The 14,022-nt window shown below is 69.6% G+C and carries 11 protein-coding genes; 7 read left to right on the top strand and 4 right to left on the bottom strand.

Going from position 1 to position 14,022, the window contains the following annotated elements:
• Positions 1 to 1,647: an FAD-dependent monooxygenase gene (locus C4B30_RS17445; protein WP_027783850.1), complete on the bottom strand. Its 1,647-nt coding sequence runs from the start codon at positions 1,645 to 1,647 to the stop codon at positions 1 to 3.
• Between the two features lie 130 nt (positions 1,648 to 1,777).
• Here C4B30_RS17445 and C4B30_RS17440 point away from each other — a divergent pair, with 130 nt between their 5' ends.
• Positions 1,778 to 3,613 (top strand): tetratricopeptide repeat protein, encoded by a 1,836-nt coding sequence (locus tag C4B30_RS17440; RefSeq protein WP_442778459.1) that lies wholly within the window; start codon positions 1,778 to 1,780, stop codon positions 3,611 to 3,613.
• Between the two features lie 81 nt (positions 3,614 to 3,694).
• On the opposite strand, the gene C4B30_RS17435 is transcribed toward C4B30_RS17440, so the two are convergent.
• Positions 3,695 to 4,990, bottom strand: coding sequence for an MFS transporter (locus tag C4B30_RS17435; protein ID WP_027783848.1), 1,296 nt, complete (start codon positions 4,988 to 4,990; stop codon positions 3,695 to 3,697).
• Between the two features lie 354 nt (positions 4,991 to 5,344).
• Between C4B30_RS17435 and C4B30_RS17430 the strand changes: the two genes are divergently transcribed.
• Complete coding sequence (locus tag C4B30_RS17430) at positions 5,345 to 6,256, top strand: hypothetical protein (protein WP_175888557.1); 912 nt, start codon at positions 5,345 to 5,347, stop codon at positions 6,254 to 6,256.
• Positions 6,257 to 6,335: 79 nt separating this feature from the next.
• Here the strand turns inward: C4B30_RS17430 and C4B30_RS17425 are convergent, their stop codons facing one another.
• On the bottom strand, positions 6,336 to 7,034 hold the full coding sequence (locus C4B30_RS17425; protein WP_027783846.1) for a DUF2968 domain-containing protein: 699 nt from the start codon (positions 7,032 to 7,034) through the stop codon (positions 6,336 to 6,338).
• Positions 7,035 to 7,149: 115 nt separating this feature from the next.
• Positions 7,150 to 8,340, bottom strand: coding sequence for a gamma-glutamyl-gamma-aminobutyrate hydrolase family protein (locus C4B30_RS17420; protein ID WP_027783845.1), 1,191 nt, complete (start codon positions 8,338 to 8,340; stop codon positions 7,150 to 7,152).
• 269 nt (positions 8,341 to 8,609) lie between these two features.
• Here C4B30_RS17420 and C4B30_RS17410 point away from each other — a divergent pair, with 269 nt between their 5' ends.
• The 5 genes from C4B30_RS17410 (at position 8,610) to C4B30_RS17390 (ending at position 14,008) form a co-directional block, all read left to right on the top strand.
• Positions 8,610 to 9,290 carry a GntR family transcriptional regulator gene (locus tag C4B30_RS17410; RefSeq protein WP_027783844.1) on the top strand — a complete coding sequence of 227 codons (681 nt, stop codon included), beginning with the start codon at positions 8,610 to 8,612 and terminating at the stop codon, positions 9,288 to 9,290.
• A gap of 6 nt (positions 9,291 to 9,296) precedes the next feature.
• The gene (locus C4B30_RS17405; RefSeq protein ID WP_027783843.1) at positions 9,297 to 10,673 is read left to right on the top strand and encodes an amidase; all 1,377 of its coding nucleotides are present in this window, start codon (positions 9,297 to 9,299) and stop codon (positions 10,671 to 10,673) included.
• Between the two features lie 147 nt (positions 10,674 to 10,820).
• Complete coding sequence (locus C4B30_RS17400; RefSeq protein WP_105132773.1) at positions 10,821 to 11,333, top strand: disulfide bond formation protein B; 513 nt, start codon at positions 10,821 to 10,823, stop codon at positions 11,331 to 11,333.
• A gap of 626 nt (positions 11,334 to 11,959) precedes the next feature.
• Positions 11,960 to 12,964, top strand: coding sequence for a xanthine dehydrogenase accessory protein XdhC (gene xdhC, locus C4B30_RS17395; RefSeq protein ID WP_027783841.1), 1,005 nt, complete (start codon positions 11,960 to 11,962; stop codon positions 12,962 to 12,964).
• Positions 12,965 to 12,982: 18 nt separating this feature from the next.
• Complete coding sequence (locus C4B30_RS17390) at positions 12,983 to 14,008, top strand: adenosine deaminase (protein WP_105132772.1); 1,026 nt, start codon at positions 12,983 to 12,985, stop codon at positions 14,006 to 14,008.
• Positions 14,009 to 14,022: the final 14 nt, after the last annotated feature.

Genomic DNA, 14,022 nt, shown 5'->3' with positions numbered 1-14,022 from the left:
CTACGCGGACACCGACAGGCCCGCGAACCAGCTTTCGCAGTGGCGCAGCAACGCGTTGGCGTCGGTCGCCGTGCGCCCCCGCGCGGCGACATAGCCGTCGGGCCGCAGCAGATAGAACGACGGCCGCGAGCGGCCGTATTCCTGCGCGAGCCCTGCCGCCCCGTCGCCCTCGGCATCGGCGACGCGCCACACGCGCACCGCTTCCGGCATGATCCGTTCGAGCCCCTGCACGAGCACCTGCGCATCGGCCGGGATCGGCGGCACCTCGCCGGCGTCGGTATCCACCGGCTCTTCCAGCAGCAACAGCGTGAAACTCGCCGGATCGTGAAGATCGTATAGCCGCGCCGCGCCGGGCGCCCGACCGAGCGGCCCGTCGAGCACGTGCACGAGCGCATCGGGCGCGCGCTCGCCCGCGCGCGGGCCGCCGTCGAGCACGCGCTCGAGCGTGAGCGGGCTCTTCCGGTACTGCACGCCGAGCTCGCTCACCGTGCGCCGGAGCGCGTCGCGCAGCGGCCCGAACGACGCCAGCAGCGGCACGACATGATCGCGCAGCAGCTTCATCGCACCGCGCTCGGCTTCGACGACCTGCGTGACGAAACCGGTCTGCCGCAACACGTCGCGCTCGATCGGATGGCGCTCCGCGTGATAGGTGTCGAGCAACCGCTCGGGCGCGCCCGCGCCGAGGACGCGCGCGAGCTTCCAGCCGAGGTTGAACGCCTCCTGGATGCCGGTGTTCATGCCCTGCGCGCCGGCCGGGCTGTGGACGTGCGCGGCGTCGCCCGCGAAGAACACGCGGCCATGACGCAGCCGGCCGACCATCCGGCTGTGCAGGTGGAAATAGGACGACCACGCGAGATCGCTTGGCGAGATCGATGCGCCGACGCGCGCACGAATGATCGCATCGCATTCCGCGAGCGACGGCGCCGCTGCGTCGGGCGACGCGTCGCCGCCGGGCGGCCGGTCCGCCACGAGCCGGTAACGGCCGCCTCCCATCGGAAACAGGCCCGCGATTCCGGAGGGCGTCGTGAACAGGTGGATCTCCTCGTCCGGCCAGTCGGGTATCGCCGCGAAATCGGCCAGCAGGAAAGTCTGTTCGAACGCATGCCCGGCAAAGCCGAGGCCGAGGAGATGCCTGACCGTGCTGTGCGCGCCGTCGGCGGCAATCAGGTATGACGGGGTGAACGACTCGTCGCGGCCGTCGGCGCAGCGCAGCGTCACGTCGAGCGACGTGCCGCCCGCGTCGCATGCGGTCAGCGCCGTACCGCGTTCGACGGTCACGCCCATTCCGGCCAGATGTTCGGCGAGCAGCCGCTCGGTGATGCTCTGGTCGAGAAACATCAGATACGGATAGCGCGTTCGCAGCGGATCGAAATCGAGCCGTGCGATCACGCGGCCGTCGGCATGCAGCTCGGCCGCATGCGCGCGATGGCCGAGCGCGAGAAACGGTTCGACCGCACGATGCTGCTCCAGCAGTTCGAGCGTGCGCGCCTGGATGCCGATCGCACGCGAAAACGGCGCCGGCGCGACGAGACGATCGATGATGCGCACCGGCACGCGGGCCCGCGCGAGGCTCATCGCCGCGGCAAGGCCGGTCGGCCCCGCGCCGACGATCAGCACGGGCGGGATATCGGACAGTGTGTCAGCCATGAGACCCTCGATGACACGCGACTCTGCAAGTCTACGCCGCTCCGCGTCACGGGGCCATATGCCAACCGGCCGATCCGCGACCCCGCCGCGCGGTGTGGGAAAATACGCGCTTTCCGCTCGTTTTCGCGTCATGGATTCCGTATTCGACCAGGCATACGCCGCACACAGCGCGGGTCGCCTCGCCGAGGCCGAGCACGGCTATCGCAACGCGCTCGCCTCCAACCCCGCCGACGCCGACGCGCTGCACCTGTTCGGCGTGCTGCGGCATCAGCAGGGCCAGCACGCCGAGGCAGCCGATCTCGTCGGCCGCGCCGTCGCATTGCGTCCGAACGATGCCGCGCTGCAGCTCAATCTCGGCAACGCGCTGAAAGCGCTCGGCCGGCTCGACGAAGCGATCGACCGCTTTCGCAACGCGCTGACGCTTGCACCCGAATTTCCGCTCGCGCACTACAACCTCGGCAACGCCTATGCGGCGGTGCAGCGTCACGACGATGCGATCGACGCTTTCGGCCGCGCGCTGCGGCTCACGCCCGACGACGCATCGATCCACAACAATCTCGGCAACGCGCTGAACGCGCTCGGCCGCCACGACGACGCGCTCGCCGCGTTCGGTCGCGCGCTCGAGCTCCGGCCCGGGCATGCGGGCGCGCACAACAACCTCGGGATGGCACTGAGCGCGATGGGCCGCGCCGACGATGCGATCGCGCACTTCCAGGCCGCGATCGCCGCGCAGCCGCGGTTCGTCGCCGCGCATTTCAATCTCGGCAACACGTTCGATGCGGTCGGCCGGCATGCCGAGGCGGCCGCGGCATTCGAAGCCGCGCTCGCGCTGCACCCGCCGTTTCCGCTCGCGCTGTTCGGGCTCGCGAACGCACTCTGCGCGCAGGCGCGCCACCGCGACGCGCTGCCGTACTACGAACGCGCCGTCGGGCTCGATCCGTCGTTCGGGCTCGCATGGCTGAATCTCGGCAACGCGCATCACGCGCTCGGCGCGCACGAGATGGCGCTGCGCGCATTCGACCAGGCGCTGCGCGTCGCGCCCGATCTCACGCTCGCGCGGCTGCATCGCGCGGTCACGCTGCTGACGCTGCGCGACTTCGCGCGCGGCCTGCCCGCCTACGAAGCGCGCCACGAGACGCCCGGCGCGACGCCGCTCGGCGCGCTGCCGCGCTGGCAGGGCGAGCCGATTGCGGCGCGTACGCTGCTGATCCGCGCGGAACAGGGGTTCGGCGACACGCTGCAGTTCGTCCGCTTCGTGCCGCTGGCCCGCGCCCGCTGCGCGCGCGTCGTGCTCGAAGTCCAGCCGGAACTCGTCGCGCTGCTGACGCCGGCCGCGTCGCGCTGGCGCGTGACGCTCGTCGCGCAAGGCGCCGCGAAGCTGCCTGCCGCGGACGTCGCCTGCACGCTGATGAGCCTGCCGTTCCTGCTCGGGCTTCAACCGGAAGACATCGTCGGCTCGCGCTACCTCGATGCGCCCGACGGCGCCGGGCGGCGCTTTCGCGGCTCGCTCGGCGGGCAGTCGAAGCGCAAGTTCGGCCTGGCGTGGTCGGGGCGCCGGCAGGCACAGGAAAACCGCTCGATGCCGTTCGACGCGCTCGCGCCGCTGCTCGCGCTGCCGGACATCGACTGGATCGTGCTGCAGCCCGCGCTGGACGATGACGAACGGGCGCGCGTCGACGCGCATCCGCGCGTGCATCGTCTCGACGGCCGGCTGAACGACTTTGCCGATACGGCCGCGCTGATCGAGCGGCTCGACGGCGTCGTCACAATCGACACGGCTGTCGCGCACCTCGCGGGCGCACTCGGCAAGCCGCTGTGGGTCATGCTGCCGTTCGCACCCGACTGGCGCTGGTTCACCGGCGGCGACTGCCCGTGGTATGCGCAGGCCAGGATCGCCCGCCAGCCTGCGCCGGGCGCATGGCCCGACGTGGCGGCCGCGGTGGCCGACATGCTGCGCGAGGCATGACCGCAAACGAAGAAGGGAGCGCATTGCGCCCCCTTCTTCGATGCGACGCGCGGCCGACGCCGCGCGACATCCCGGCCGCCGTTAGGCCGACTTGTACTGGTTGCGCGCGTCGGCGGTGCGGTAGAGCACGAGCGTCGCGATCAAGCCGCAGATCGCGGCCACACTCAACCACAGCCCCGGCGCCGCCTTGTTGCCCGTCTGGTGGATCAGCAGCGTCGAGATCGCCGGCGTGAAGCCGCCGATCGTCGTTGCCAGGCTGTATGCGAGCGAGAAGCCGGCCGTACGCACGTCGACCGGCATCACTTCGGTCAGCGCGACGACCATCGCCCCGTTGTACGACGCGTACAGGAACGACAGCCACAGCTCGACCGCGAGCAGCCGCAGGAACGACGGATCGCCGACGAGCCACAGCACGGCCGGGTAAGCCGACAGCAGCGTCAGCACGGTGAACGCGATCAGCACCGGGCGGCGGCCGATGCGATCGGACAGCGCACCGGACAGCGGCAGCCACACGAGGTTCGAGATCCCGACACAGACGGTCACGACAAGCGCGTCGAGCGACGACAGGTGCAGCACTTCCTTGCCGAAGGTCGGCGTGTAGGCGGTAATCATGTAGAACGACACCGTCGTCATGATCACCATCCCCATGCCGGCCACCACGACACCCCAGTTGTCGAGCATCGAGCGCATGATCTCGCCCATCGTCGGGCGATGGCGCTTCGCGAGAAATTCGTCGGTCTCCTTCAGCGAACGGCGGATCAGGAACAGGAACGGCACGATCAGGCAGCCGATGAGGAACGGAATGCGCCAGCCCCACGCGGTCATTTCCTCGACCGGCAGCGCGCGGTTCAGCACGACGCCGACGAACGCGGCGAACACGACGGCCACCTGCTGGCTGCCCGACTGCCACGACGTATAGAACCCCTTGTGGCCCTTCGTCGCGATCTCCGACAGATAGACCGACACGCCGCCGAGTTCGACGCCCGCCGAGAAGCCTTGCAACAACCGGCCGAGCAGCACGAGCACCGGCGCGAGCACGCCGATCGTCGCATAGCCCGGTATCGCGGCCACCGTGAGCGTGCCGATCGCCATCAGCCCGAGCGTCAGGATCAGCCCCTTGCGGCGGCCGTGATGGTCGATATACGCGCCGAGCACGATCGCACCGACCGGCCGCATCAGGAAGCCCGCGCCGAATACCGACAGCGACAGCATCAGCGACGCGAAGGCGTTGCCGCTCGGAAAGTACGTTTTCGCGATGGCCGACGCGTAATACCCGTAGACCATGAAGTCGTACATTTCCAGGAAGTTGCCGCTGACGACCCGGAAGACGGTGCGGACTTTCGATTCCTGCGCGATGGCAGGGGACGCGGTGGACATGTTTTCTCGCTCAGCTCGGATGGCGCGAATACCGCGCCGCATGAATCCGACGATGCACGACGCGCCGGGTCGGGCCGGCGCGCACGGACATCGCTGCCCGCCGGCGGCACGGCGCGTAACGGCGCGCCACCGGCATGATTCGTGAATCATGCCACGCCAGGCCGACATTTGCCTTGTGGCGCCCTGTCATGGCCGTCGCGGTATCCGCCTCGTACACGTCGCCCCGCAATGGGCACAAGAATCAGATCAATCTGATCGACCTGCGTTCGCCTGCTGACCACAATGTCACGATTTGCGACGACATTTCCTCGCCGCTCCGGCACGGTCACCCGTGTCGCACGGCGGCCCCCCTTCATGACCCCATCGCCCCTCGTCCCGGTCGAAGGCGCGCTCGCCCGCCCACGCGCCACTCCGCTCGATCACATCCCGCCGTTCGGCCGCGAATGGCGATTCCCCGGTGCGCCCGGCGCACGGCCCGGCAGGAACTGCCTCGCGACACTGACCACGTCCTGCATCGATGTCGACCGGCCACACCGCACGTGCCAATGGCAACCACTGCCCGCGGCGGCATCGCTGCCGGCTTCGGCCGGGGTGGCTGTCACGCCGGCCGCGGCGGCCGCCCGTCGCGTGCCGGATCCCGCGCGCCGCCCTCGCGACCGGCGCGCGATGTACGCCGTCTGCTGGAGCATCGGCGCGCTCGGCATCATTGGCTGGCTGATCGGCGCGTACGCTCCGCCTGTGGGTCGCGGTCCTGCGTACGCGCTTCAAGCGTCCGGCGGCGCGGCACAACCTGCTACGTCGACGCACGTCATGCCGCAGCGCAACGTGGCGACACCTGTCGCGAACACGGTTGGATCGCCGCCAGCCACGCATCGCGTCGCGCTTCGCCCGGCGCCGCGCCACCTGCGAGCGACGGCCGACGTACGGCACGCCCCCCCTGCCTCGCCACGTCGAGCAACCAGCCAACGCACGACGAAGGCACCGCCCCGCACACCGGTCGTGCCGCGGCTCGCCGCCCATCCGCCGATCCAGCGCGGCGCGATCCACGCCGGCACACGCGATCGGCTCGCTCCGCCGCCGCGCATGGCAGACACCCGCGATACCCGCGCCTCGCTCGACGATCCGGCCACGTTGATTGCCATGACAAACGCGCTGCGCGCCACGCAGCCGGCGCGCCCGGCGTCCCCGCCCGCGGCCGGTTTCGACTGGACGTCGCAACTGTCGCACCGTCGCGTGACCGACGTGCCGGAAGCGGTCCCGCACTGACGCACGCGCAAATAAAAAACCCGGCGAAGATCGCTTCGCCGGGTTTGCGCTCGTCTCGCTGCGTCCGTTCGACGAATCGTTACTTGTGCGCGGGCAGCCCCGTCTCGGTCTGCTTCTCGAGTTGCCGCACCTGCTCCTGCAGATCGCGCAACTGCAACTGCGCGGCCCGCTTCTCGACCTGCAGCGCCTGGGCCTGCTCCTGCGCCGACTTCTGCCGCTGCGTGACTTCGGCCTGCTGGCTGCGCGCGACGCTCAAGTCGGCCTGCAACTGCTGCGCCCGATTCGCCTGCAGCGCGATCACGCGTTCGAGAAATGCCTTCTGCGCCTGCAGCTCGGTCCGGCGGATCTCGATATCGGCGAGCTGCGCCGTCTGCTGGACGAAGTTCGCGTACACCATCTCCGCGCGATTCTTTTCCTGCGAACGGATCACGCGCCACAGATTCTTGTCCTGGAACAGCGCGACGTAGTACGTCATCTCGCGCGGATCGAACATCAGGCTCGCGCCGTAGCTGCCGTTGTAGGTCGTGCGCATCTCGACGATCCGGCCGTCGTGCAGCATCTGCGTCAGCTCGGCGACGTTGCCTTGCGCGGCGGCGTCCGTCGCGGCCGTGGCCGATGCCGCCGGCGACGCGCCGCCGCTCAGGCTCGTGACCGCCGGACGCGTACCGGCGGCAGGTGCGGTCGCATCGTCGGACCAGGCCGCGCCCGCTTGCGCGCAGGCAGCCAGTGCAACGATCCACGTTGCGCATCGTGCAGGGGAAAAGTTTCGGAAAGCCAACGTCAGACTCCGGCGAACGAATCGGAACTCGCGATTATCGTTCAAAACGAAACGGCCGCATCTCGAATTAATCGGGATGCGGCCGGCCTTCGTGCGACGCGAAAAATACAGCGTGCTACAGACGCGTTTCGCGCGCCGCGCGCAGGAACGCGTCGAGCAGCGGCGTGCAGTCGAGCAGTTCCGAGCCGCCCGCGCGATGGAACTCCGGATGCCACTGCACGCCGACGACGAACGGCGAACGCCGGTGGCGAATGCCTTCGATGATCCCGTCGCCGGCCGACACGGCCTCGATGTTCAGATCGCGGCCGAGATCGCGAATCGCCTGGTGGTGTATCGAGTTGACGATCGCTTCGCTGCGCCCCGGGAACATGCTCGCGAGCGTCGACGAGTCGGGGAAGCGGATCGCGTGACGATGCTGGTCGTAATGCTCGCTCACGTGCGCGTTCGCGGTCGGCACGTCGGTGGCGATGTCCTGGTACAGCGAGCCGCCGAACGCGACGTTGATCAGTTGGCAGCCGCGACACACGCCGAGCACGGGTTTGCCGGACTCGACGAATTCGTGCAGCAGTTCGAGCTCGTACATGTCGCGCACGCGATCGCCCGGCCATTCGGGGCGCGCATCCGACGCCGCGTAGGTCTGCGGCGACACGTCGGCGCCGCCTTGCAGCAGCAGGCCGTCGAGATGCTTCGCGTAGTCGCGCAGGCGAATGTTGCTCGGATGGATCATGCCTTGATGGCCGACGGTCGGAATCATGAACACGAGCACGTCGCGCGACATCACCCAGTGGGCGATCGATTCCTCGAGATACTGCAGCGTCTTGCCGCGCAGCCCCTTCGCGCCGGGCTCCGGATGGAAGATCCGCGCCGACACGCCGATGCGCAGCGTGCGCTGCGTGATCCGCTGGCCGGCGCGGTCGAACAGCCGCCGCGCGCGCGCCGCGACGATCCGGCCGAACACCGACCACGGCGTGTCGCTCTGTTTCAGATAGGCCGGCGGCGCATTCTGCGCGTTCGCGGGCGGCGGCCGCGGCGTGTCGAAATCGGGCGGTGCGCCGAATCCGGGCGGCGGCACGCCTGGCTTCGGCGGCACGGCCGCGGCAGCGCCGTCACCGACGGCGCCCGCCGCACCGGGCGCACCCGGCTCGGATGCGGCCGTGACGGGCGACGCGCCGTCGTCGGCGACATTCTCCGCGGCGGCCTGCGTGGCCGGCGCATCGGGCGTTTTCGCCGGATCGGGACGGGGGGAATCGGAAGAAGCGGAAGAGGTGCCGGGCAGACCGGCCGGGGAAGGCGTGTTTTCGCTCATGACGATGGTCTGATGCGTCGCTCGCGCGTAGGGATAGACGAGGATTCATTATGCTTCAGTGCACGATCGCGCGGCAAACCTGCAACATCCTGTCGATATTGTTGCAAGTCGGTGGCAAGTCGCGCGGGGAGCGGCCGAGTCGCGAGCCGGCCTCGCATCGACCATACTGGACGCCACTGATATATCACAATAATATCCAGAGATCGCCCACGCTTCCCGAGCATCCGCACCATGATCGCGCCCCTTCCGGCCCCGGCCGCGCCGCCCGCATGAGTACGCTGACCGACGTCACCCGCGATCGCCCCACCGCGTCTCCGGCCAGCCTCGCCGACCGCGCGTACGCGCTGATCCAGCGCGACATCATCACGATGCGCCTGAAGCCGGGCGCCGCGCTCAACGAAGCCGATCTCGTCGCACGTACGGGGATCGGCCGCACGCCGGTGCATCAGGCCGTGCATCGGCTCGTGCTCGAAGGGTTGCTGTCCGTGATGCCGCGCAAGGGCTTGATGGTGCAGCCGCTGTCGCTCGACGACATCGTCGCGGTGATCGACGTGCGGCGCATCAACGAAGCCCACTGCGCCGAATTGGCCGCGCGCCATGCGACGCCCGACGATCTCGCGCGCCTGGCCGCGCTGCTCGACGACGGGCAGGCCTGCGTCGATACGCACGACGTCGAGGGCATGATGGAGCTCGACCGCGCGTTTCATCAGACGATCGCCGCGGCCGCGCGCAACGCGGTGCTCGCCGACATCCTGCGCGCGTTGCACGAGCGTTCGTTGCGCTTCTGGTTCGTCACGCTGTCCGAACCGCACCATCTCGCCGACGTCCAGCACGAGCACCGCGCGCTGTTCGATCGGCTGTCCGCACGCGACGCCGCCGGCGCGCGCGCAGCCGTCGAACGCCATATCGATTCGTTCCGCTCCACGCTTCTTCAACATCTTCGCCCCTGAGCCGCCATGACCACTTTCACGCCGTTCCCCCCGCTCGCCCAGCTCGCCGCCGACCTCGCCGCCGGCCGGACCACGAGCCGCGCGCTCGTCGACACCGCGCTCGACCGGATCGCCGATCCGTCGGGCCAGGGCGCCGTCGTCTTCACCGAAGTCGATGCGGACAACGCACGCGCGGCCGCCGACGCACACGACCGGCTGCGCGCCGCGGGCACCGTGCTGTCGCCGCTCGCGGGCATTCCCGTATCGGTCAAGGATCTGTTCGACGTCGCGGGCCAGGTCACGCGCGCGGGTTCGCGCGTACTCGACGACGCGCCGGCCGCGCGCACCGATGCGGTCGCGGTCGCCCGGCTCAAGCGCGCGGGTGCGGTGCTGGTCGGCCGCACCAACATGAGCGAGTTCGCGTTCTCGGGGCTCGGGCTGAATCCGCACTTCGGCAACCCGCGCTCGCCGTACCACCGCGACGTGCCGGGCGATGCGCGGATTTCGGGCGGCTCGTCGTCGGGTGCGGCCGCATCGGTCGCCGACGGGATGGCGGCGGTCGCGCTCGGCACCGACACCGGCGGCTCGATCCGCATTCCGGCCGCGCTGTGCGGGCTGACGGGCTTCAAGCCGACCGCGAGCCGAATCCCGACGCAAGGCGCCGTGCCGCTGTCGACGACGCTCGACTCGTTCGGCCCGATCGGCCTGACGGTCGCGTGCTGCGCGCTCGTCGACCGGATGCTCGCGGGGCTCGAGCCGCACGTGCCGGCCGCCCGGCCGCTCGAAGGCGTGCGGCTCGGCGTGCTGACGAACTACGTGACGGACGGCGTCGATGCCGACGTCGCGGCCGCGCTCGACACCGCGCTCAAGCATCTCGAAGCCGCCGGCGCGATCGTCACCGAAGTGCGCTTCCCCGCGCTCGACCGGCTGCCGGAGATCAACCGTTTCGGCTTCTCGCCGATCGAAGCGTACGCATGGCATCGCCCGCTGCTCGCCACGCATCGCGACCAGTACGACCCGCGCGTGCTGACGCGGATCATGAAGGGCGAGCCCGCGACGGCGGCCGACTATCTCGACCTACTCGCCGCCCGCGCCGCGATGCTCGACGAAGCCGCGCACACGGTCTGGTCGCGCTTCGATGCGCTCGTCGCGCCGACGGTGCCGGTGGTGCCGCCGCGCATCGCCGAACTCGAAACGGACGACGACGCGTTCACGCGCACCAACGCGCTGATCCTGCGCAACCCGAGCGCGTTCAACTTCCTCGATGCGTGCGGGCTGTCGCTGCCGTGCCATCCGCGCGACGCGGCGCCGGTCGGCCTGATGCTCGCGGCGGCGCCGCATCGCGACGACGCGCTGCTTGCGATCGGCCAGTCGGTCGAGGCCGTGCTGAACACGATCCGCTGACCTCGCCAGCCGAGGGCAGGCCGATCGCAGGCGGCCCGCGCGCGGTGCGGCAGGCTGCCGCACGCGCGCCGTCAGTTTCGTGCCAGATCATTCGCGCTAAAATCGCCCGATTGTTTTCCGGACCGACCGACGAGGAACCCCGCCGACATGAACGACTACACGCTTGCGCTACGCCGCGAACGCCGCCTGCTGATGCTGCTCGGATGGGTGTGCATCGCCCTGCTGGCCGGCGCGCTGTACCTGCAGTACGCGAAGAACGAAGACCCGTGCCCGCTGTGCATCATCCAGCGCTACTTCTTCTGCGCGATCGGGATCTTCGCGTTCCTGGCCACGGGAATCCGCAGCTGGCGCGGCGTCTGGGCGCTCGAACTGCTGATCGCGCTCGCCGCGGCCGGCGGTGTCGGCACGGCCGCGCGGCACCTGTCGATCCAGATGAATCCGGGCTTCAGTTGCGGCTTCGACACGCTGCAGCCGATCGTCGACAGCCTGCCGCCCGCGCAGTGGTTCCCCGGCATGTTCAAGGTCGCCGGGCTGTGCGAGACCGTCTACCCGCCGAACTTCGGCATCCTGCTGCCCGGCTGGGCGCTGATCGGCTTCGCCGCGATCCTGATCGCGGCCATCGCGAGCCTCTGGCGCCATCGCCGCAAGCTCGCGAGCTGACCGGGCGGCCGTTTTGCCGGCCCACGATCCGCGCGGCCCGACCGAGTGGGCCGCGCGCAGCCGGCGAGTCGCCACCCGGCCGCGGCCGACGCCTGCACCGGCCCTGCTCGCTCATCGCGCGTAAACACTTACTCCGCCGCCGCCCCGATTTCCGGGCCGGCATGCGTCGCGCGATCGCCGCGCCCCCGCCCCGTCACGCGTGCGTTTCGGCCCGACGTGCATGCGTCGGTGCCCCGATCCCGCGCGGCCGGCCTATGATCGACATGATCGCCGCCTGATAGCCCGGATCACCGCCCGGCCATGTTCCCGCCGCGTGGCGATGCTATCTTCGGGACTGGATGGCGATCTACGTGCGCGAGGCCAGGCGGTCTCACCGCTCCCTGCGTAACGCGCGCCCGATCCGCAATGTCGACTGGATTCATCATGACAACGCAAACCATCCGCATCCGTCACCCTCATGGCGTCCGCGCGTCCGGCGGCGCCGTTCGCGCACGCCGTCAGTGCCCTGCCGTCGCACCGCATCGGCCGTGCAGCCGGCCTGCCCCGCTCCCGTCCGCCCTCGTTGCCGCCGCGCCCGCCAGCCCGCGCCGCGTGTCGTGCCGCGTCGTCCCGAACGGAGCGTGCTGATGGAAGCCTGGCTCGGCGATCTGCAGCAACTGCTCGCGCACGGCGAAGCGGCCGTGCTCGTGACGGTCGCGCACACCGACGGCTCCGCGCCGCGCGAAGCCGGCACCAAGATGTTGGTCACGCGCGACACGGCACGCCATACGATCGGCGGCGGTCATCTGGAATGGAAGGCGATCGAGATCGCGCGGCACCTGCTGAAGGACGGCGCGCACGTGCCGCACGCACGCCGGCTCGAGCGGCTCGCGCTCGGCCCGAGTCTCGGCCAGTGCTGCGGCGGCGCCGTGGTGCTCGCGTTCGAGCGGCTCGACGTCGGCGATCTCGGCTGGATCATGTCGCTCGCGAAGCGCGTCGCGGCCGGCGCCGCGACCGTCCGTAGCGTATCATTCGGCCCCTCGCCGGGCGCGCCGCTGTTGAGCGAGCCCGAATCGGAAGCCGCGCGCGCCGACTGCCTGCTGTGGGAAACCGGCGGCGTATCGCTGATGACCGAAACGATCGCGCCGTATGCGTTCCCCGTCATGCTGTTCGGCGCGGGACACATCGGCACCGCGCTCGTGAAGGTGCTGGCGACGCTGCCGTGCCAGGTGCGCTGGATCGACGGGCCCGATGCGGCGTTCCCGCCGGCCGACGCGCTCGCCGGCATCGGGAACCTCGCGATCGACGCGGCCGCTTCCCCGGCGGACGCGGTCGAAGCAGCGCCGCCGCAGTCCTACTTCGTCGTGATGACGCACGACCACGCACTCGATTTCGTGCTGGCCGAGCGCATCCTGCGACGCGGCGACTATGCATACTTCGGAATGACCGGCTCGCACACGAAACGCGTGCAGTTCGATCATCGCCTCGCCGCGATCGGCATCGACCCGGCCCAGGTCGCGCGGATGCGCTGCCCGATCGGCGTCGAAGGCATCGTCGACAAGGCGCCCGAAGTGATCGCGATCTCGGTGGCCGCGCAGTTGCTGCAGGCCGTCGAGGCGAATACGTCCGCACAGGCTTCCCCTACCTACTGACCGACCAAGAACGACGCCATGACCCCGACATTCAAGGACAAGATTGCCCGCGCGCCGAAAGCGGAGCTGCACATCCATATCGAAGGCTCGCTCGAGCCCGAACTGATCTTCGCGCTCGCGCAGCGCAACGGCGTGAAGCTCGCCTACGATTCGATCGATGCGCTGCGCGCCGCGTACGCGTTCACCGACCTGCAATCGTTCCTCGACATCTACTACGCCGGCGCGAGCGTGCTGCTGACCGAGCAGGATTTCCACGACATGACGGCCGCGTACTGCGAACGCGCGCTCGCCGACAACGTCGTCCACACCGAACTGTTCTTCGACCCGCAGACGCACACCGAGCGCGGCGTGCCGATCGAGACGGTCGTCGCGGGCATCGAGCGCGCACTCGCCGACGCCGAACGACGCGGGCTGTCGAGCAAATTGATCCTCTGCTTCCTGCGCCACCTGTCCGAAGAAGACGCGCTCGCGACGTTCGAATCCGCATTGCCGCTGTTCGAACGCTATCGTCATCGCCTGATCGGCGTGGGTCTCGATTCGTCCGAACTCGGCCATCCGCCGACGAAGTTCGCACGCGTGTTCGAGAAGGCGCGCGCGCTCGGCCTGAAGCTCGTCGCGCACGCCGGCGAGGAAGGCCCGCCCGCGTACATTTACGAAGCGCTCGACGTGCTGAAGGTCGACCGGGTCGATCACGGCGTGCGCAGCATCGAGGATGCGGCGCTCGTCGAACGCCTCGCGAAAACGCGCACGGCGCTCACCGTCTGCCCGCTGTCGAACCTGAAGCTGTGCGTGTTCGACGACATGGCGAAGCACACGCTGAAGGCACTGCTCGACCGCGGCGTGGCGGTGACGATCAACTCCGACGATCCGGCCTATTTCGGCGGCTACGTCAATGAAAACTACTTCGCGACGGCCGAAGGGCTGCAACTCACGGATGCCGAAGTCCACGCGGTGATCCGCAACGGCTTCGAGGCCTCGTTCATCGAACCGGCGCAGCGCGACGCACTGTACGCGCGCCTCGATGCGTACTGGCAGGCCGCGTGACGGCCCGCATCGAG

It is taken from the genome of Burkholderia sp. BE12, assembly GCF_002959955.1.
Lineage (GTDB): Bacteria > Pseudomonadota > Gammaproteobacteria > Burkholderiales > Burkholderiaceae > Burkholderia.
This window is presented reverse-complemented; position numbering and strand designations above follow the sequence as displayed.